Raw genomic sequence first — 19,172 nt, 5'->3', positions numbered from 1 at the left:
CGCGCATCCTAGCCACGCAAGTCGCGCGGGCAAGGGCGAAAAGCTGGATTTGCGCGCTTATGTCAGACAAAACGACATGCGCCGCATGTCGCGATGGCCGGCAGAACAGGGATCCCGGTCAGATCGCCTTGGCGCGCAAGGCACCACGGAAGGAATCGCGGAGATAGCCGAGCGTGGCGTCGGCATCGACCGGCCGGCCGAACAGATAGCCCTGCCCGCCGGCGCAGCCGAACTGGACCAGGCGGTCGGCCTGCGCTTCTTCTTCGATGCCTTCGGCGACCACATCCATGCCCAGCCCCTCGCACATGGCCAGAATGGCGCGGATGATGTGTTCGGACGGGCGGTCATCGAGAATGGAGGAGACGAAGGCGCGGTCGATCTTGAGCTTGTCGAAATGGAATTCGCGCAGGCGCCCAAGCGAGGACTGGCCGGTGCCGAAATCGTCGAGCGAGACGCGGATGCCGACGCGGCGCAGATCGTCGACGATCTGTGCCGCCGAGGCCGGATCGTTCATCAGGCCGGTCTCGGTGATCTCGATCTCCAGCCGGCGCGGGTCGAAACCGGTGCGGTCGAGGATCGCCAGTATGTGCAGGCCGGTGTTCTGGTCGACGAGCTGCGAGGGCGAAAGGTTGAAGGACAGGAACAGGTCATTCGGCCAGCTCCTGGCCGCCTCGGTCGCCTTGCGCAGCACCAGCTGCGACAACGGGCCGATGATGCCGCGTTCCTCGGCGATGGGAATGAAGACCGTCGGCGGCACCGCGCCGAGGTCGCGATCGGTCCAGCGCGCCAGCGTCTCGAAGCCTATCGTGCGACGCGTGGCGAGATCGACGATCGGCTGGAAATGCGGCTCAACCTCGCCGGCCGAGACGGCACGGCGAAGCGCCTGCTCGATACGGGTGACGCGCTTGGCCGCCTCTTCCATCTCGCGCGTGTAGACGACGACCCGGCCACGGCCAGAGCGCTTGGCGTGGTAGAGCGCCGTTTCGGCCTTGTTGATGAGGATCTCGGTGGTCTCGTCGCCGGAATAGAACAGCGAGCAGCCGACCGAGGCCGACAGTCTGGCCGTGCGTTCGCCGACATCATAGGGCGCCGACAGGATTTCGATCAGCATGCGGGATTTTTCCGCCGCCGCCTCCTCCGAGAACACCAGCGGATAGAGGAAGGCGAATTCGTCGGCGCCGATGCGGCAAACCGTCGAGTGGTTGTCCATCGAGGCGCGCAGCCGCATGGCGACCTGGATCAGGATGTCGTCGCCGGCCTTGTGACCGAACAGGTCGTTGATCGGCTTGAAGCCGTCAAGGTCAAGAATGCCGACGGTGAACGGCGCGGGATCGTCGGCGCGGTCGCTGATCAGGCGATCGACCTTGTCGAAGAAGCGGCGATGATTGCCAAGCCCGGTCAACGGATCGGTGAAGGCCAGATCCGTGCTCTCCCTGTTTGCCTGACCGGTGCCAAACGGAGTTTGCATCGGTGTCCCTGTTTTTGACGTCGGAATTTATTTCCGAGACTGGCAGCAAACCCTTTAGGAAACGTATCCTGAAAACCAATTTTTCGCAGCCGGCGCATGATCCCGGAAAATGGATGCGGGGTTCACCGGCCATCTCGCCCAGACAGACAGCCGGATGCCTTCGGGAGGCCGACCGCAGAGAGCATCAGGCCTTTGTTTTCACGCGGATTTTCAGCCGCTTGACTTGACGCGGTAGAGTTCAAGTGGCGTGCCACGGGTTCCCGCCACCGGCTCCAGCCAGTCCGGTACGTTGCCGCGCATCAGCCCGGCCAGGAAACCGTCCGGCGCCTTGGCCGCGAACAGCCGGCTTTCCGTGTTGCCGCGGCAGAGCGCGACAAGGCCGACATGGTGGCTTTCGACGATGGCTTTCGCGTCGGCGGCCGAGCCCAGCAAGGCATCGAACACGAGCAGGTTTCCCGCGACGTTGCGATGGTAGGGACCGGCTAAAACGCGGTGACCGGTGAAGGCGAGGATCGGCGAGCCAAGATTGGAGATGGCAAGGACCGTGGTGGGCGTCATCGCGCCGAGTGCCGCGAACGAGGCCTTGCTGTTGCAGGGCGCATCGATGCTGGCGTCGCTGGCAGGCGCACCGGTCTCGAAGGCGCGCGATGCGGCTTGAGCGGCGCCCGACCAGATCGCATTGACCGAGATCAACCAGGCGGCGGCCATCCTGAGCATCGAGCCGCCGGACGGGCTGATCTCGGCCTGCTGCCGCCATTTGGCGATCCAGGCCGAAAGCGGGATCACCGCGAAGGCAATGGAGAAGGTCGAGCCGCGTACTTCCCAGGCGCTGACCAGGACCGCAACGATCAGCAGCGCGCCGACGAGGCTGTCCTGCCGCCGCCAGCCGCCATGGCCGAGGCGAAGCGCCATCAGCACAATCGCCACCAGGGGCGTGGCAAAACGCGCCACCACCCTGGCCGGGTCGTCGGAGACAAGCTGGACGATCGACTGCGCCTCCTCGATATGGCCGAGCCACATCTGCTGCAGGCGCGGGTCGAGATGGGCATAGGGCGCCGCCAGGCATTGCGGGAACAGGAGCACCACGACCAGAGCGAGCGTGAGGGCAAGCAGGCCGAGCGAGGTCAGGCGGCGGGCAGCCGTTGCATTGGCGGCCCTCAAGGAGGCAATCGCTGCCAAACCGGCTCCGGCAAGCCCGGTGACCGCGAATTGCACGACCGAGAATGTGTCGCACTGGGCCTGGCTCCAGGATGAAGCCGGGACGGTGGCGACGAAGACAAGGGCCGAGACGCCGGCGACGCCGAGGCCGAAATCCCTGGCGATCAGCCTTTCGGCATCACCCGCGGCGAGAAACAGCAGCGCGACGACGGCGCCGAGGGCTCCGGCATAGGGAGCGCTTTCCATGCCGATGGCCAAGGTCAATGTCGCGCAGATGCCCGCGACAAAGGCTGCCGGTCGGCGCGTGGGTGCCTCAAGCAGCAGGGCAAGGCTCGCCAGGGTCAGCACCAACTGGACATTGTGATGATCGAGCGCGCCGGGAGAAAAAATACCGACGTAGTACAGGGCCGCGCCACCTACGACGGCGGCGGGCAGCACCGCGTGTGCCCCGGCGAAAGCGCGCGCGGCGCGGATGATGAAGAACATCGCGAGAAAGAATTGCAGGGAAGGCCAGACTATCTGCACGATCTGTTCGGCCAGGGCGGTGCTGCCAGTCAGGGCCGAAACAGCGAGGATCGCAAGCGCCAGCGGTGCGTCGAGCAGCCGCGACCAATGCATGACGAAGCCGCCTTCCAGCCCCATCCTGTACTGGTGCAGGTCGAACCAGCCCTGGCCGGCCAGCAGATCGCGGACTTCGACCAGTTGCATCAGGCTGTCATTGTCACCCGCCGGATTGGCCAGCTGCGGGAACCCGGCACACGCATTGAGGGCCAGCAGCAGCAAGGCGGCGAGCAGCGCGAACGCGATATCGGACTTCCCCGCGGAAGTTCCCCTTGCTGTGCCCATCCCGATCGCCCTTGGCGGGAATGCCGGGCCTTTCCAGGCCAATCGACACTCATGAAGTCGGTCTTAAACCTAGCCTTAACGGCTTCAATAAATAGTAAAACCGCCTGGATGAGGCCGGTTTCCGGCGCGCGGCCGTGTGGTCGACAAGGCATTCGGAGACGAAAATGCCGCAAGACCACGAACCTTTCATCGCCGTGCTCCTGCCTTGCTACAATGAGGAGCCGACCATCGCCGAGGTGGTGCGGCGGTTCCGCGAAACGCTGCCGGCCGCCACCGTCTATGTCTATGACAACAATTCGAAGGACCTGACTGCCCTGCGCGCCCGAGCGGCCGGTGCCATCGTCGTGCGCGAGCCTCGCCAGGGCAAGGGCAATGTGGTGCGCCGCATGTTCGCCGACATCGATGCCGACATCTATCTGATGGCCGATGGCGACGGCACCTATGCGCCCGAGGACGCGCCACAGCTGATCAACACGCTGCTGACCGAACGTTCCGACATGGTGGTGGGCACAAGGCGCGGCGTCGCCGACGACGCCGGACGGGCCGGCCATGCTTTCGGCAACCGCGCCTTCAACGCGCTCTTCAAATGGCTGTTCGGCAGCGATTTCACCGACATCTTCTCCGGCTACCGCGTCTTCACCAGGCGCTTCGTCAAGAGCTTTCCAGCCGTCTCCGGCGGCTTCGAGATCGAGACCGAAATGTCGGTACACGCCTCGCAGCTCAAATTGCCGGTCAGCGAAATCGCGCTCGACTACGGCCGCCGGCCGGTCGGGTCGTCATCGAAACTGTCGACCTTTGGCGACGGCGCCAGGATCCTGTGGATGTTCGCCATGCTGATGAAGGAGACGCAGCCGCTGCGCTTCTTCGGCGCCTTTTCGCTGTTCTTCCTGGCCTCGAGCCTGTTGCTGATGGCGCCGGTGCTGGTCGAGTTCGCCGAAACCGGCCTTGTCCCGCGCATACCGACCTGGGTGCTGTCGGTCGGTTTGCTGCTCCTGTCGATGCTTGCGGCGGTGACCGGGCTGATCCTTGATTCGGTGTCGCGCGGGCGGGCCGAACAGAAGCGCATCTTCTATCTTTCCATGCCTTCGGGCCGTGCCGAGCGTCGCACCGGCGCGATCGCGCCCGCCGCGGCAAAGGTCGCGCCGGGCAAGACACCCCGGGCAGCCTGAGGCGGTGAGCCGCCTCGTCCGCTTCGTTTTTGCCGGCGGAATCGGTTTCGCCGCCGACGCGGCGACACTCTGGCTGCTGCTCACCTTCACGCCGCTCGGGCCCTTCGCCGCCCGCTTGCTGTCGATAGGCTTTGCGCTCTGCGTCACCTGGCGGATCAACCGGCACCTGACCTTCGCGCCCTCGCGGCGCGGCATGGCGCGAGAAGGCGCCCGCTATGGCGGCGTCGGCATCGCCACCAGCATCGTCAACTACCTCGTCTATTCCGCGATCCTGTTCGCGCTGCCGGCAGCGCCGCCGCTTGCCGCCCTCGCCACCGCCTCGCTGGCCGCCATGGCGCTGTCCTTCCTCGGCTATTCCAGGCTGGTCTTCGACCGTTGATGCATGTCGCCCGAAAGTGGCTCCCGTTTGGGACAACGACATGCATGAAACCAGGAGCTAAAGCACGCCGCAAGGATGCGCTTTAGATCGCTGGCCCGATTGGCAGAAGGCGCCGCGACCCTTATATCGCTCTCGACTTAAAGTGTTGGAGCGTACTTGTGCATCCAGGGGGAGCACGCCGCTCCAATCGCGCTGGGGACCCGCCATGAAGTTGAAAATCGCCGTCCAGATGGACCATATCTCCGCCGTGTCTATCGCCGGCGACACGTCTTTCGCACTGTCACTGGAAGCGCAGCGGCGCGGCCACCAATTGTTCCACTATACGCCCGACCGGCTGTCGCTGCGCGACGGCAAGGTGTTTGCCCGCATCGAGGAGATGCAGGTGCGCGACGAGAAGGGCAATCACTACGCGCTGGGCGAAAAAGTGCGCACCGATCTCTCCGAAATGGACGTCATCCTGCTGCGCCAGGATCCGCCCTTCGACATGAACTACATCACGACCACGCATATCCTCGAGCGCATCCACCCGAAGACGCTGGTCGTCAACGACCCGGCCTGGGTGCGCAACAGCCCGGAAAAGATCTTCGTCACCGAGTTTGCCGACCTGATGCCGGACACGCTGATCACCAAGGATCCGCTGGAGGTCGCCGCCTTCCGCAAGGAGTTCGGCGACATCATCGTCAAGCCGCTCTACGGCAATGGCGGCGCCGGCATCTTCCATCTGCTGGAGGCCGACCGCAACCTCGCCTCGCTGCTCGAGATGTTCGGCCAGCTGTTCCGCGAGCCTTATATCGTGCAGCGCTACCTGAAGGAGGTGCGCAAGGGCGACAAGCGCATCATACTGATAGACGGCGAGCCTGTCGGTGCCATCAACCGGGTTCCGGCCGAGCACGATTCCCGCTCCAACATGCATGTCGGCGGACGCGCCGAGAAAACCGAGCTGACGGAACGCGAGCGCGAGATATGCGCCCGCATCGGGCCGTCGCTCCGGGAACGCGGCTTCATCCTGGTCGGCATCGACGTCATCGGCGACTACATGACTGAAATCAACGTGACGTCGCCGACCGGCGTGCGCGAGGTGCGGCGTTTCGGCGGCGCCGACATTGCCAGCCTGTTCTGGGATGCGGTCGAGGACAAGCGGAAGTAAGCGTTTTCACTTTGTCTTAACCATGTTCCGCTTTTGCAACCGAGCGCAATTCGGTTGCAACCCCAGCGATTGCCTGTTCCCGTAATGTTCTTGATTTGACCGGAAAACTGTGATTGTCTCGCCAAGGGCCATTCCTGGCCTGATCGCAGGGGCTGGGGCCAGCCCGCATCCGGGGTGGGAAAATGGTGGCGCGGGTTCGCACGGTCGCTTTCCAGGGCATCGAGGCCGTGCCGGTCGACGTGCAGGTGATGATCGCGCCCGGCAAGGTCGGCATGCAGATCGTCGGCCTGCCCGACAAGGCGGTGGCCGAAAGCCGCGAGCGGGTGCAGGCCGCGCTTCATGCGTCGGGCCTGTCGATGCCTTCGAAGAAGGTGACGGTCAACCTAGCGCCCGCCGACCTGCCCAAGGAAGGCAGCCACTATGATCTGCCGATCGCGCTTGGCCTGATGGCAGCCCTTGGCGCCATTCCGGGCGACATGCTGGCCGGCTATGTCGTGCTCGGCGAACTCTCGCTCGACGGCACGATTGCCGCCGTCGCCGGTGCCTTGCCGGCGGCGATCGGCGCCAATGCCGAAGGCAAGGGCCTGATCTGCCCGTTCGCCTGCGGGCCGGAAGCGGCGTGGGCCGGCAAGGACTTCGACATTTTGGCGCCGCGCAGCCTGATCGCCATCGCCAACCATTTCCGTGGCACGCAGGTGCTGTCGCGCCCCGAGGCCGGCATCCACGCCCCGGCGCGCGACCTGCCCGACCTCGCCGACATCAAGGGCCAGGAGACAGCCAAGCGGGCGCTGGAAGTGGCGGCCGCTGGCGGCCACAATCTCTTGATGGTCGGCCCGCCAGGCTCGGGCAAATCGATGCTGGCGCAGCGGCTGCCGTCGATCCTGCCGCCGCTGGCGCCGAAGGAATTGCTGGAAGTCTCGATGATCGCCTCGGTGGCGGGCGAGCTCGGCGAAGGCAAGCTGACCGACCGGCGGCCGTTCCGCGCCCCCCATCACTCGGCCTCGATGGCGGCGATGGTCGGCGGCGGATTGCGCGCGCGGCCGGGCGAAGTGTCGCTGGCGCATCACGGCGTGCTGTTCCTCGACGAGTTCCCCGAATTCACGCCGCAGACCCTCGATGCGCTGCGCCAGCCGCTGGAGACCGGCGACTGCATGATCGCGCGCGCCAACCACCGCGTCACCTATCCGGCGCGCATCCAGCTGGTGGCGGCGATGAACCCGTGCCGCTGCGGCATGGCCGGCGAGCCGGGCTATCGCTGCCTGCGCGGCGAGCGCTGCCGTACCGACTACCAGGCGCGCATTTCCGGTCCGCTGCTCGACCGCATCGATCTCAGGATCGAAGTTCCCGCGGTCTCGGCCAGCGACCTGATAAGGCCCGACAGGGCGGAGAAGAGTGCGGCGGTGGCGATGCGCGTGGCACGCGCCCGCACCTTGCAACGCGAGCGTTTCGAGCGGCTCGGCGTGACCAGCGCCACCACCAACGCGCATTGCGCGCCGGCCGTCATCGAAGACATCGCCATGCCCGACGCCGCCGGCCTCTCGCTGCTCAAGGACGCCAGCGAAAAACTCGCCTTTTCGGCGCGCGCCTACCACCGCGTGCTGAAAGTGGCGCGCACGCTGGCCGACCTCGACGCCAGCGAGACCGTCGGCCGCATCCATCTCGCCGAGGCGATCTCCTATCGCATGAGCTCGGAGCGTGTAGCGCAGGCGGCGTAGGTGTCCGGCGTCGGCGTGTCCTGAGCAACCAGCCCGGCCGTCCAGCAAGATTTCAGGCGAGGAGGACCGTTCCGGCTCGCAATCTGACCTCTATCAAGTGAGAGGAGGCCGCCGGCGCTTCCGCCCAGCCTCGGTCTGCGCGGATCTCTTCTGGACCTTTTGTTCAGGCCGTCGCTTTCGCCTTCAGCTCCAACCTCCGAGCATGCAGCACCGGCTCGGTGTAGCCATTCGGCTGGCTCGTTCCCTTGAACACCAGGTCGCAGGCGGCTTGGAAGGCGATCGAGGTGTCGAAATCCGGCGCCATCGGCCGGTACAGCGGATCGCCGACATTCTGGCGGTCGACGATGGCCGCCATGCGCTGCAGGGAATCGCGCACCTGGATTTCCGAACACACCTTGTGGCGCAGCCAGTTGGCGATGTGCTGCGAGGAGATGCGCAGCGTGGCGCGGTCTTCCATCAGGCCGACATCGTTGATGTCGGGCACTTTGGAGCAGCCGACGCCCTGGTCGATCCAGCGCACGACATAGCCCAGAATGCCTTGCGCGTTGTTGTCGAGTTCGCGCTGGATCTCGTCGGGCGTCCAGTTCGGCCGCACCGCCACCGGCACGGAAAGGATATCGTCGAGCTTCGCCCTCGGGCGGCTCTTCAGCGCCGCCTGCACGGCATGCACGTCGACCTTGTGGTAGTGGGTCGCATGCAGCGTCGCCGCCGTCGGCGACGGCACCCAGGCGGTGTTGGCGCCGGCCCTGGGATGGGCGATCTTCTGTTCCAGCATGGCCGCCATCAGGTCCGGCATCGCCCACATGCCCTTGCCGATCTGGGCGTGGCCGGCGAGGCCGCATTCGAGCCCGATGTCGACATTCCAGGCCTCGTAGGCGGAAATCCAGGCGGCCTGCTTCATGTCGCCCTTGCGGATCATCGGGCCGGCTTCCATCGAGGTGTGGATCTCGTCGCCGGTGCGGTCGAGGAAGCCGGTGTTGATGAACACTACGCGGTCTTTTGCCGAGCGGATCGCTTCCTTGAGGTTGACGGTGGTGCGCCGTTCCTCGTCCATGATGCCCATCTTGATGGTGTTTCTCGCCATGCCGAGCAGCGCTTCGACTCGGTCGAAGATCTCGACGGCGAAGGCGACCTCTTCCGGCCCGTGCATCTTGGGCTTCACGACGTACATCGAGCCGGCGCGGGAGTTGGCGCGCCGCCCCTTCGGTCCGACATCGTGCAGCGCGATCAGCGCCGTCAGCGCCGCGTCCATGATGCCTTCCGGCACCTCGTTGCCGTCGCGGTCCAGGATCGCTGGATTGGTCATCAGGTGACCGACATTCCTGACCAGCATCAGCGAGCGGCCGGGCAGGGTGAGCTGGCCGCCGGCGGGCGCGGTGTAGGCACGGTCGGGATTGAGCTTGCGGACAAAGCTCTTGCCGGCCTTGGTGATCTCCTCGGCGAGATCGCCCTTCATCAGGCCGAGCCAGTTGCGGTAGACCACGACCTTGTCCTCGGCATCCACCGCCGCGACCGAATCCTCGCAGTCCTGGATGGTGGTCAGCGCCGATTCCAGGATGACGTCGGCAATGCCCGCCGGATCGGTGCGGCCGATCTGGTTGGCGCGGTCGATGACGATCTCGATGTGCAGCCCATTTTTCGCCAGCAGCACGGCATCCGGATTGGCGGCATCGCCGCGATAGCCGACGAATTGTTTGGGATCGGCCAGCGTGGTGCCGCCGGCGCCGGCGCCGAGCTTCAGCGCGCCATTGGCCACCGACAGCCCGTTGACACCCGCCCATTTACCCGAGGTGAGTGGCACCGACTGGTCGAGAAAATCCTTGGCCCAGGCGATGACCCTGGCGCCGCGCGCCGGATTGAAGCCCTTGCCTTTTTCCGCGCCGCCCGTCTCGGGAATGGCATCGGTGCCGTAGAGTGCGTCATAAAGCGAGCCCCAGCGCGCATTGGCGGCATTGAGCGCATAGCGCGCATTCATCACCGGAACGACCAGCTGCGGCCCGGCGACATCAGCGATTTCCGGGTCGACATTCTCCGTCGACACGCTGAAGGCCGGCCCCTCGGGGAGAAGATAGCCGATCTCCTTCAGGAATGCCCTGTAGACGTCCATGTCGACGGGCGCGCCATTGTCACGGTACCAGCCGTCGAGCTTTTCCTGCATAGCGTCGCGTTTTGCCAGAAGCGACCGGTTCTTCGGCGCGAGATCGTGGACGATGGCCGAAAAGCCGTTCCAGAACGCATCGGCGACGATGCCGGTGCCGGGCAAGGCCTCGCCAGCCACAAAGTCATGCAGCTCGCGGGCAATCCGCAATCCGGCGATCTCGACGCGATCGGTCATCAGGCTACTCCAGATGAAAGGCTTTGCGGGGCGTTTGGCATGTTGAGTTTGCCGGGTCAATTCAGCTTAGGGTGAAGGTGGCGTATTTAGGCAAGTTGGCGGAGCGCCGATCTCCCCCCTTGAGGGGGAGATGGCCGGCAGGCCAGAGGGGGTCGCCCGACATAAGGTGCTGGCCTGTTCTGTTCAAAGCAGGAGGTCGCGTCCCATCGAACCGACCCCCTCTGTCGCCTTCGGCGACATCTCCCCCTCAAGGGGGGAGATCAGCCGCTACACCGCGATCCTTGGCCGTCCCGAGGCCACCGCCACGACATGCGCCTCGATGAACATGCGCTGAGCTTCGACCGTCGAAACCCTGAATTCGGTCGCGACGTCGATCTCGGCGTTGTCGGTGCCGGCGTCCCGGGCGCGCTCGGCGACAATCGCCCGCACATCGGCCTCGGCCGCCACGATCGCAGCCGCCTCGTCGAGGAAATCGCGCACCGTCTCACCCGAGGCAAGCCGGAACAGGCCCTCCTTGGGCTGGCTGACCCGCGCTTCGGCCGATACCCTGACCTGGCCGACGACGGCGCCGAGCGCGTTGGCGACATCGGTGTCTTCCGGCACCACGCAGTCATTGCCGACCAGGGGCGCCAGGCCGGCATAATGCAGCGGCGCCGAGGCGCCGAGGCCGATGACGGGGCGGTCGAGCGCGACGCTCAGCCGGGCGATACCGGGATGAGCGTCGACGGCGCGCTGCACCAGCGCGTGCGCCACGGTCGCGGCGCCATCGAGCCCGTCCTCGGCGAAAGCGGTTTCAAGGATGTATTCGGCCGACCAGCGTGTCAGCGTCACCAGCACCCGCTCCGAGATCACCTCCGGTGAAGCCGCGATGGGCTGGCCACGACCGTCGCGCTTGCGGGCGAACAGGTCGGCGCCGAGGCGGGCGGTGGCGGCATCCCAGTTGGCCTGCTTGCCGAGCACATGCGCCGCGTCCGACGGGGTGAAGCCGCAAATATGCACCAGCCCGCGCGAGACCAGCCGGTTCAAGGTGGCGTTCTGGGCATTCGACGTCAGCAGCCTGTCGAGGGCGAGCGGGGTCGCGCCGATCGCCTCGTAGAGCCGCGCTTCCGGGGCGGTCAGCCCGGCGGCGAGCCTGTCTGGAACGCCGGTGCGAACCGCGAAGCGGCCGTCCATGCGGCCGGTGTTGGGCGCGCGCAGCTGACGCTCGAGCTCTGACGTCACCGCCTCGCCATGCGCCATGCCGGCCAGCGCCAAAGGCACCAGGCGGCGCGGCCCAAGCAGGATTTTCGGGTTGAGCGCGCCATCCTCCAGCGCCACTTCGGAATCGCCGCCCAGGCCGAAAGTGCGCATGGCGACGGCCTCGACCATGGTACGGAAGCCGCCGACGGTGGCGCCTTCCGGGTCGAGCCGCGGCCGGCCGTTGTCGAGCACGGCGACGTCGGTGGTGGTGCCGCCAATGTCGGACACCATGGCATTGTCGAGCCCGGTCATGTGGCGGGCACCGACCAGGCTGGCGGCGGGGCCGGAGAGAATGGTCTCGATCGGCCGCTGGCGGGCGAACGCCGCCGAGACCAGCGCGCCGTCGCCGCGCACCACCATCAGCGGGGCGGCGATGTTACGCTCTGTGAGAAAGCCTTCGGTCGCCGCCACCAAGCGGTCGATCATCGAGATCAGCCTGGCGTTGAGCAGCGTGGTCAGCGCCCGGCGCGGGCCGCCGAGCTTGGCCGACAGTTCATGGCTTGCCGTGACCGGCAGGCCGGTCTTCTCGCGGATCAGTTCGCGCGCGGCGATCTCGTGCGCCGGATTGCGGGTGGCGAAATAGGCGCAGACGGCAAAGCCGGACACCGAGGCGCCGAGTTCCGGCAAGGCGGCCTCAAGCCCGGACAGGTCGAGCTTGGCGGCATTGCCGTGGACATCATGGCCGCCCGGGCAAAACACCACCGGATCGGTGCCGAGCGCCGTCTTCAGCCCGTCGCGGGCGAGGTCGGCTTCGGAAAAGCCGATCATGACCAGCGCGACGCGGCCGCCCTGGCCCTCGACCAGCGCATTGGTGGCGAGTGTCGTGGACATCGAGACCAGCTTGATGTCAGCCGGATCGGTGCCGGCCTTTTCGAGCACCGCGTCGACGGCGCCGGAAATGCCGACGGCCAGATCGTGCCTGGTGGTCAGTGACTTGGCCTTGGCCAGCACCTTGCCCTTGTTCGGCCCCTGCTGCGGGCCTTCTGTTTCAGACCACAGCACGGCATCGGTATAGGTGCCGCCGGTGTCGATGCCGAGGAACAGGGGTTTTGGCTTGGTCTTGGCGGTCATTTTTTTGCGGGTCCGAGAGGTCTTCTGCCCCGCCCCTTAGCCGATACGGACTTACGGATAAAGGCGCGAGCGCTGGGCCAGTGTAATCTCCCTCCTCGAGGGGGAGATGTCGCCGAAGGCGACAGAGGGGGTCGGTTCGACCGGATGCGACGACCTTCTAGCCTTGAAAAGAAGGATGCCAGCGCCTCACGCGCCAACGTTCTGCCGCAGGAGGTCGCGTCCCGTCGTACCGACCCCCTCTGGCCTGCCGGCCATCTCCCCCTCGAGGGGGGAGATTCCTGCCTTAGCCCACAAACCCAACCTTCTTATGCGACCCGTCGCAAAACGGCTTGTTGGCCGAGTGGCCGCAACGGCAGAGGAAGGCGCGTTGCGTGCGGTCGATCGTATGGCCGGTGCCGGTGACGATTTCGACATTGCCCTCGAGCTTGAGCGGGCCGTTGGTGGTCGGCGTCACGTTCAGCGGGCCATTGCGTGCTTCGAGCGCCGGCGCGTCCTTCAGTGCCGGTTCGCCGGTGGCGGTGAAGCCGGCCTTGCCGTGGCTGCCGTCGCAGAAGGGCTTGTTTTCCGATGCGCCGCAGCGGCACAGCGTGGCGCGATAAAAGGTCTCGCCGTCGAGCACGATCTCGGCGTGGACGGCGAGCGGGCCGTTTTCGCGCAACCGCACGGTGTTGACCACCGGCGGCTGTTCCTGCGGCCCGCCATCCTTCCTGACATAGGTGATGGCGCCGGACGGGCAGCTTTCGGCGATGGCGACGATCTTTTCGACGCTGGCCGCCTCGGGGTGGATCCACTGCCCCGGCGCATTGGGCACGAAGACATGCGGGTCGCCGAGCACGCAATTGCGCGAATGGATGCAGCGCTTGCCGGAAAATCCGACGTCGATTTTATCGCTTTCGACCATGCCGGCCATCGCGGTGCTCCTGTTGCCTGGAGCACGCCGCGTTTCAAAGGAAGCCGCGCGGCGTGCCCGGGGTGATCGTCTCGGCGCAGGCTATGGCTCGAACAGGAAAACCGTCAAGCTGGCAAACCGGTCAGGGGACGAGATCGATCTCCTCGGTCTCGCCGCCGCTGCAGGTGTAGCAGCAGTCGTCACATTTTTCCTTGTTGCCGGGACCGACGCCCCAATAGGTGCCTTCGTCGCCATCGACCCAGGCGCCGTAGCAGATCGATTCGCCCTCGTTGCAGGAGATCGGCAGCGACTTGGTTTCGCCGTCGTCGAGGTAGAAATCCTTGCCTTCGCCCGGCCAGACATAGTCGCGATCCTGGCTGTAGAGCTCAAGGCGCATGGCATTGGGATGGCTGTTCTTGACTGTAAAGGTGACGTCGCCGGCATGGGCGGCAGGCGCAAACAGGACGGCAAGCGAAAACGCGGCGGCTAGCCGGCGCGCGAACGTGAAAAACATGGAAGCCCCCGATGAAGAATCGGCCCCCACGGCCGATGGAGGGGATCATGCCATGACGCGGGCGGGCGCTAAAGGGATGATGGCGACAATCCAAGACTTAATCCGACGCCTGATCTCAAGACTTCGCCTATCGCTGCCAGAACGGCAGCTTGGCGATTTCATCCTCGACCTGTCGTCTGGTCAGGCCGATATCATCGATCAGATGCGGATTGACCTCCGAGATTCGCTTGAGGTCCCAGCGATAGCGTGTCCGTTCGCGCCAGGCCGCGATGGTGTTTCGCAGGGTCGCAAGGCTATAGCGACGACGCGAGGCCTGCCCCACGGGGGTTCCCCGCCGTACGGCCTGATGCGGGGCCGATGCAAAGCTATTGGTCATGGCAACCTCCATGTGGCTTGGAGCCCAAACGGTTTGAGAATGGGGACCCTCGAACTGAAAGAGGCTGAATTCTGCAGGATACGGACAGCGCCGTAATTAAGCCCTGCCAAATAGTTCCCAAAAGTTACAAATGGGTTCTAACCCTTTGTTTTGGCACCATTCCCCGGTGAAAGCGCATCGCGTTTTCCGATAACCACCTCACGCTTTTCCCGGAAATGCTCTATAGATGCGCCCTATGCAGGGATCGCGCTTTGCCTTTGGTCCGTCGTGCTTGATCCGGGTGCGGGAACGCTGCTTCGGAACGACGATCCCGTTGCCGTCGGCTATCGCGGGCTGAAGCTGCTTGCGGCGCTCGTCGGACGGCCAGGCGAAATCCTGGAGAAAGCCGAATTGATGGACGCGGTGTGGCCGGACACGGCGGTTGAGGAAGGCAACCTCACGGTCCAGATCGCACAGCTGCGCAAGCTGCTCGGGCCGCCCGCCGACGGCGGCGAATGGATATCGACGGTTCCGCGCGTCGGCTACCGCTTCACGGGCGCCATCAAGCAGCTCGACCGCGCGAAGCGAAAACCCTTGCCGCTGCCCGACAAACCATCGATCGCGGTGCTGCCTTTCGTCAACCTCGGCAACGACCCCGAGCAGGAGGCCTTCGCCGACGGGTTGACCGAAGATTTGATCACCGACCTGTCCAGGGCCCCGGGCCTGTTCGTCATCGCGCGCAACTCGACCTTTGCCTACAAGGGCAAGGCGATGGACGTGCGCGCGATCGCCGAGGAGCTTGGCGTGCGCTACCTCCTGGAAGGGAGTGCGAGGCGCGCGGCGGGACGCGTGCGCATCAACGCGCAGCTGGTCGACGCGTTGAGCGGCGAGCATCTGTGGGCGGAACGCTTCGATCGCGGCCTGGACGATATCTTTGCCGTCCAGGACGAGGCCACGGCCAAGATCGTGGAGGCGCTGCTCGGCCGGCTGCGCGCGCCGCCGGCACGCAACCGGCCGACAAATCTCGAGGCCTACGATCTGTGCGTGCGGGCGCGCAAGCTGATCGACGATTCACCGCAGTCGGCACGGGAAGCGCATCTGATGCTGACGCGTGCGCTGTCGCTCGATCCGGACTACGCCGAGGCCTATCGCTGGCTTGCCATGAACCACTGGATGGGATGGGTGCATTGGGGCGAGCCGGTCGAACCCAACCGTCGCATTGCCCTGGAGCTGGCGCGCAAGGCCGTGGCGATCGACCCCAATGATGCCGGCTGCCACTGGGTGCTCGGCAATCTGCTTGCCTATGAGCGCGACTTCGAAGAGGCCGATGCCGAATTCGCCAGGGCGTTCGAGCTCGACCCCAACGAGGCGGACGCCTGGGCGACACTGTCTGATATCACGACACTGGCCGGGCGGGTCGCGGAAGGCCTCGAGCAGATCCGCAAGGCGTTCCGGCTGAATCCGTTTCCGGCAAGCTGGTACTATCTCACCCTTGGCCAGGCGCAATATGCGGCGCGCGACTACGAGGCCGCCGTCGAGACGCTGCGCCGGGACGAGACCTACCGGACGAGCTCACGCCGTTTCCTGGCGGCAAGCCTGGCCCAACTCGGCCGGCTCGACGAGGCGCGCGCCGAGGTCGAGCTGTTCCTCGTCGGCAACCCGCACTTCACAACCCGCCACTGGGTCTGGACGGAGCCATTCCGCGACACCGCGATGCTTGAGCATTTCGTCGACGGCTTCCGCAAGGCCGGTTTGCCGGACTGACGTGCCGGTCGATCACGGCACCAGATCGATCGTCTCGGTGGAGTGTTCCACGCAGATGAAGCAGCAATTGTCGCAAGGCTGGTCGTTGTCCGGCCCGACGCCGGCCGAGATCTGGTCGTTACCGTCGACCCAGGCGCCATAGCAGATGCGCTCGCCCTGATTGCAGGACAGCGGCACCGATTTCTGCGAGCCCGGATCGATCAGGAACACCTTGTCGTTGCCCGGCCAGACCGTCTCGCGGTCGCGGCTGAACAGCTCGACCGCAACCGCGCGGCTGTGCAGGTTCTTGACGAAGAAGGCCATGTCGGCGGCTTTGGCTGAATTGGTGCAGACCAGCGCCACGAGCACGGCCATACGAAAGAGCGTCACGGTCTGGCCTCCCGAATCATCGCCGCAGAATCGCATGGCCGCCCGTGCCTGTCGCTCGCGTTTTCCGGCTATTTCCCGGAAGGCCCCTGCGCCGTGATCTCCCGCCCGAGCCGCAGCGTCTCACCGACCAGAAGGTCGAGGTCGTCGCGCCTTGTGCGATGGTTGGCGATCGCCACGCGCAGCCAGTGCTCGCCATGCACGGTGGTGTCGGAGAGGGTGGCAATACCTTGCTCCTGCAACCGCAGCATGATCTCGGTGTTGAGCGCCTTCAGCGCCTCGCCCTTGACGCCAGGCTGGTAGCGGAAGCAGACGATATTGATGGTCGGCTGTATCGCCAGCTCCAGCAGCGGCTCGGCCTCGATGCGTTCGGCGAGATAGAGCGCCTGCGCGATGTTCTGGTCGATCAGGCGGCCGAACTTGTCGACGCCATGCTCCTTCAGCGCCATCCAGACCTTGAGCGCGCGAAAGCCGCGCGACGTCTGCAGGCCGTAGTCGTGCAGCCATTCGCCTGAGGCAAGACCGCGCGGCATCGATTCCAGATATTCCGGCGTCACCGCGAAGGTCCGGCGATGCGCGATTGCGTCCCTGACCAGGGCGCAGCCGACCTCGAATGGCGCGTGCAGCCATTTGTGCGGATCGAGCGCGACCGAATCGGCCCATTCGATGCCGGCAACGCGATGCGCGTTATCAGGCGCAATCGCGATCAGCGCGCCGATGCAGCCATCGACATGAAACCACAGGTCTTCCTCATGAGCGAGTTTGGCCAGCGCCCACAGATCGTCGATCGCCCCGGTGTTGACCGTGCCGGCATTGCCGATGACGCAGGCCGGTCTGAAACCCGCCGCGCGATCCTCCGATATCGCTGCTCGCAAGGCCGATATATCGATGCGCAACCCGGCATCGGTCGGGATCCGGCGCAGCGCCCGATTGCCGAGGCCAAGCGCTTCCATCGCCTTGCGATGGCAGGAGTGGACCTGGTCCGAGCCATAGAAGCGCAGCGGCTTTTCGATCGCGGCGACGCCGTGCTCGCGCACGTCGATGCCGGCCTTGGTGTTGCGCGCCACCGTCAGCCCGATGATGTTGGCCATCGAGCCGCCGCTGACCAGCGTGCCGGAGGCGGAAGCGGGAAAGCCCAGCATCTGCTTGCACCAATTGACCACCTGGCCGTCCATCAGCCCGGCGGCGTGGTTGCCGCCGCCGAGGTTGGAGCCCTGGATTGCCGCCAGGAAGTCGCCGAGCGCACCGGTGAAGTTGCTCGAGCCCATGTACCAGGCCCAGAAACGCGGATGGACGTTGCCCATCGGGTAGGACATCACGGTGCGCGAGACCTCGCCATAGACAGCGGCCAGCGGCGCCGGCGATCGCGGCAAGGGTGCCGAGAAAGCTTCCCTCACATCCGCCGGCATCTCCCGCCAGGCCGGCCGGTCCCTGATATCGCTGAGATAACCGACGGCATCATCGATTACCTGATGCGACAGGGCCTGCACAGCGGCCCAGTCGGCGGGGTCGAGCGTTTCCTCGGCCACCGTGCCGAGGGCCTCCTGCGCGATATCCATGACCGGGCTCCCGTCAGGCCGCCGGGAACTGGCAGCCGGGCGTCGAGCGCGACAGCGCCATCTCGTCGGCATCCATCTCGGCCTCGATGCCGTCGAACAGCGGCGTCGACATGTAGCGCTCGCCAGTGTCGGGCAGCATGCACAGGATCACCGATCCGGCCGCCGCCTTCTCCGCGACCTGCCGTGCCACGGCGAAGGTGGCGCCGCCGGAAATGCCGGTGAAGATGCCCTCCTTCTGCGCCAGGGCCTTGGCCCATTTGATGCCCTCGGGCCCCGCGATCGGGATCACTTCGTCATAGAGGCCGGCGTCGATCGCTTCCTGCAGCACATTGGGGATGAAGTCCGGCGTCCAGCCCTGGACGGGATGCGGCTCGAAGGCCGGATGGCTGGCGGCGGGGGCGCCATGGGCGCCGCGCTGCTGCGCCTTGCCGCTGCCGACCAGCTGGGCGTTGGCCGGTTCGCAGAGCACGATGCGGGTGTCCGGCCGCTCGCGGCGCAACACGCGCGCCACGCCGACGACGGTACCGCCAGTGCCATAGCCGGTGACGAAGCAATCGAGCCGCGACCCGGCGAAATCATTGACGATCTCGCGCGCCGTGGTCGCCTCGTGGATGGCCGCATTGGCCGCCGTCTCGAACTGGCGGGCGAGGAACCAGCCATTGGCCTCGGCCAGTTCAACCGCCTTCTTGTACATGCCGAAGCCCTTTTCGGCGCGCGGCGTCAGCACCACCTTGGCGCCCAGCATGCGCATCAGCTTGCGGCGCTCGACGGAGAAGCTGTCGGCCATGGTGACGACCAGCGGATAGCCCTTTTGCGCACAGACCATGGCAAGCCCGATGCCGGTGTTGCCGCTGGTCGCCTCGACCACGGTCTGGCCAGGCTTCAGCGCGCCGCTGCGCTCGCCCTCCTCGATGATGTTGAGCGCAAGCCTGTCCTTCACCGAGGCGCCTGGGTTGAAGAACTCGGCCTTGACATAGATCGTCGCATGGGTCGGTCCGAGATTGTTGATGCGCACCACCGGCGTATCGCCGACAGTGTCGAGAATGCTGTCGAACAGGCGGCCGCGTCCGGTCGTGGTCCTGATTTTCTGCTTATTCAACATCGTTGATCTCCTCGATCGTGTTCATTTTCACAGGCCGGTTACAAACCGACGGTTTGGGCGGCGAGGTTTCGAGACATGGCCGCGTTAGGACTGGCG

General features: G+C 65.6%; 14 protein-coding genes and 1 pseudogene. 5 read left to right on the top strand and 10 right to left on the bottom strand.

What is annotated here, in order from left to right:
• Positions 1-118: 118 nt before the first annotated feature.
• Entirely contained in the window at positions 119-1,468 is a 1,350-nt protein-coding gene (locus AC07SZ_RS11875) for a putative bifunctional diguanylate cyclase/phosphodiesterase (RefSeq protein WP_494914363.1), read from the bottom strand.
• A gap of 210 nt (positions 1,469-1,678) precedes the next feature.
• Positions 1,679-3,472 (bottom strand): GtrA family protein, encoded by a 1,794-nt coding sequence (locus AC07SZ_RS11870; RefSeq protein WP_494914362.1) that lies wholly within the window; start codon positions 3,470-3,472, stop codon positions 1,679-1,681.
• A 164-nt stretch (positions 3,473-3,636) separates the two neighbouring features.
• Between AC07SZ_RS11870 and AC07SZ_RS11865 the strand changes: the two genes are divergently transcribed.
• The 4 genes from AC07SZ_RS11865 (at position 3,637) to AC07SZ_RS11850 (ending at position 7,882) form a co-directional block, all read left to right on the top strand.
• Complete coding sequence (locus AC07SZ_RS11865; RefSeq protein WP_494914360.1) at positions 3,637-4,641, top strand: glycosyltransferase; 1,005 nt, start codon at positions 3,637-3,639, stop codon at positions 4,639-4,641.
• 4 nt (positions 4,642-4,645) lie between these two features.
• Positions 4,646-5,020, top strand: a complete 375-nt coding sequence (locus AC07SZ_RS11860) for a GtrA family protein (protein WP_494914359.1) — start codon at positions 4,646-4,648, stop codon at positions 5,018-5,020.
• 205 nt (positions 5,021-5,225) lie between these two features.
• Positions 5,226-6,167: a glutathione synthase gene (gene gshB / locus AC07SZ_RS11855; protein ID WP_494914357.1), complete on the top strand. Its 942-nt coding sequence runs from the start codon at positions 5,226-5,228 to the stop codon at positions 6,165-6,167.
• Between the two features lie 182 nt (positions 6,168-6,349).
• The gene (locus AC07SZ_RS11850) at positions 6,350-7,882 is read left to right on the top strand and encodes a YifB family Mg chelatase-like AAA ATPase (RefSeq protein ID WP_056573911.1); all 1,533 of its coding nucleotides are present in this window, start codon (positions 6,350-6,352) and stop codon (positions 7,880-7,882) included.
• Between the two features lie 163 nt (positions 7,883-8,045).
• Here AC07SZ_RS11850 and AC07SZ_RS11845 read toward each other — a convergent pair whose 3' ends face one another.
• The 5 genes from AC07SZ_RS11845 to AC07SZ_RS11825 all read right to left on the bottom strand — a co-directional run bounded on the left by AC07SZ_RS11845 (position 8,046) and on the right by AC07SZ_RS11825 (position 14,306).
• Positions 8,046-10,217 carry a malate synthase G gene (locus tag AC07SZ_RS11845; protein ID WP_494914356.1) on the bottom strand — a complete coding sequence of 724 codons (2,172 nt, stop codon included), beginning with the start codon at positions 10,215-10,217 and terminating at the stop codon, positions 8,046-8,048.
• Between the two features lie 267 nt (positions 10,218-10,484).
• On the bottom strand, positions 10,485-12,527 hold the full coding sequence (locus AC07SZ_RS11840) for a hydantoinase/oxoprolinase N-terminal domain-containing protein (RefSeq protein WP_494914355.1): 2,043 nt from the start codon (positions 12,525-12,527) through the stop codon (positions 10,485-10,487).
• A gap of 283 nt (positions 12,528-12,810) precedes the next feature.
• Positions 12,811-13,437 (bottom strand): CDGSH iron-sulfur domain-containing protein, encoded by a 627-nt coding sequence (locus AC07SZ_RS11835; protein WP_056573922.1) that lies wholly within the window; start codon positions 13,435-13,437, stop codon positions 12,811-12,813.
• A 121-nt stretch (positions 13,438-13,558) separates the two neighbouring features.
• A complete protein-coding gene (locus tag AC07SZ_RS11830) occupies positions 13,559-13,930 on the bottom strand; it encodes a hypothetical protein (protein WP_056573926.1) in 372 nt (123 codons plus the stop codon).
• Positions 13,931-14,057: 127 nt separating this feature from the next.
• Positions 14,058-14,306, bottom strand: coding sequence for a DUF1127 domain-containing protein (locus tag AC07SZ_RS11825; RefSeq protein WP_056576315.1), 249 nt, complete (start codon positions 14,304-14,306; stop codon positions 14,058-14,060).
• A 226-nt stretch (positions 14,307-14,532) separates the two neighbouring features.
• On the opposite strand from AC07SZ_RS11825, the pseudogene AC07SZ_RS11820 reads away from it, so the two are divergent.
• Positions 14,533-16,049: pseudogene (locus tag AC07SZ_RS11820) on the top strand (winged helix-turn-helix domain-containing tetratricopeptide repeat protein).
• A 12-nt stretch (positions 16,050-16,061) separates the two neighbouring features.
• Here AC07SZ_RS11820 and AC07SZ_RS11815 read toward each other — a convergent pair.
• The 3 genes from AC07SZ_RS11815 to AC07SZ_RS11805 form a co-directional block, all read right to left on the bottom strand.
• The gene (locus AC07SZ_RS11815) at positions 16,062-16,418 is read right to left on the bottom strand and encodes a hypothetical protein (RefSeq protein ID WP_056576318.1); all 357 of its coding nucleotides are present in this window, start codon (positions 16,416-16,418) and stop codon (positions 16,062-16,064) included.
• Between the two features lie 68 nt (positions 16,419-16,486).
• On the bottom strand, positions 16,487-17,974 hold the full coding sequence (locus AC07SZ_RS11810; protein ID WP_494914353.1) for a pyridoxal phosphate-dependent decarboxylase family protein: 1,488 nt from the start codon (positions 17,972-17,974) through the stop codon (positions 16,487-16,489).
• 13 nt (positions 17,975-17,987) lie between these two features.
• Positions 17,988-19,076, bottom strand: coding sequence for a PLP-dependent cysteine synthase family protein (locus tag AC07SZ_RS11805; RefSeq protein WP_172371474.1), 1,089 nt, complete (start codon positions 19,074-19,076; stop codon positions 17,988-17,990).
• Positions 19,077-19,172 lie beyond the last annotated feature (96 nt).

The organism is Mesorhizobium sp. GW821-FHT07A06, from assembly GCF_059419085.1.
Note: the sequence above shows the minus strand (reverse complement) of the source record. Positions and strands in the feature narration are given on the sequence as shown.

Coding starts and splice junctions, on each gene's coding strand:
- AC07SZ_RS11845 (WP_494914356.1), bottom strand. CDS start 10,217: ATGACCGATCGCGTCGAGATCGCCGGATTGCGGATTGCCCGCGAGCTG.
- gshB (WP_494914357.1), top strand. CDS start 5,226: ATGAAGTTGAAAATCGCCGTCCAGATGGACCATATCTCCGCCGTGTCT.
- AC07SZ_RS11870 (WP_494914362.1), bottom strand. CDS start 3,472: ATGGGCACAGCAAGGGGAACTTCCGCGGGGAAGTCCGATATCGCGTTC.
- AC07SZ_RS11810 (WP_494914353.1), bottom strand. CDS start 17,974: ATGGATATCGCGCAGGAGGCCCTCGGCACGGTGGCCGAGGAAACGCTC.
- AC07SZ_RS11850 (WP_056573911.1), top strand. CDS start 6,350: ATGGTGGCGCGGGTTCGCACGGTCGCTTTCCAGGGCATCGAGGCCGTG.
- AC07SZ_RS11805 (WP_172371474.1), bottom strand. CDS start 19,076: ATGTTGAATAAGCAGAAAATCAGGACCACGACCGGACGCGGCCGCCTG.
- AC07SZ_RS11865 (WP_494914360.1), top strand. CDS start 3,637: ATGCCGCAAGACCACGAACCTTTCATCGCCGTGCTCCTGCCTTGCTAC.
- AC07SZ_RS11875 (WP_494914363.1), bottom strand. CDS start 1,468: ATGCAAACTCCGTTTGGCACCGGTCAGGCAAACAGGGAGAGCACGGAT.
- AC07SZ_RS11840 (WP_494914355.1), bottom strand. CDS start 12,527: ATGACCGCCAAGACCAAGCCAAAACCCCTGTTCCTCGGCATCGACACC.
- AC07SZ_RS11830 (WP_056573926.1), bottom strand. CDS start 13,930: ATGTTTTTCACGTTCGCGCGCCGGCTAGCCGCCGCGTTTTCGCTTGCC.
- AC07SZ_RS11835 (WP_056573922.1), bottom strand. CDS start 13,437: ATGGCCGGCATGGTCGAAAGCGATAAAATCGACGTCGGATTTTCCGGC.
- AC07SZ_RS11825 (WP_056576315.1), bottom strand. CDS start 14,306: ATGACCAATAGCTTTGCATCGGCCCCGCATCAGGCCGTACGGCGGGGA.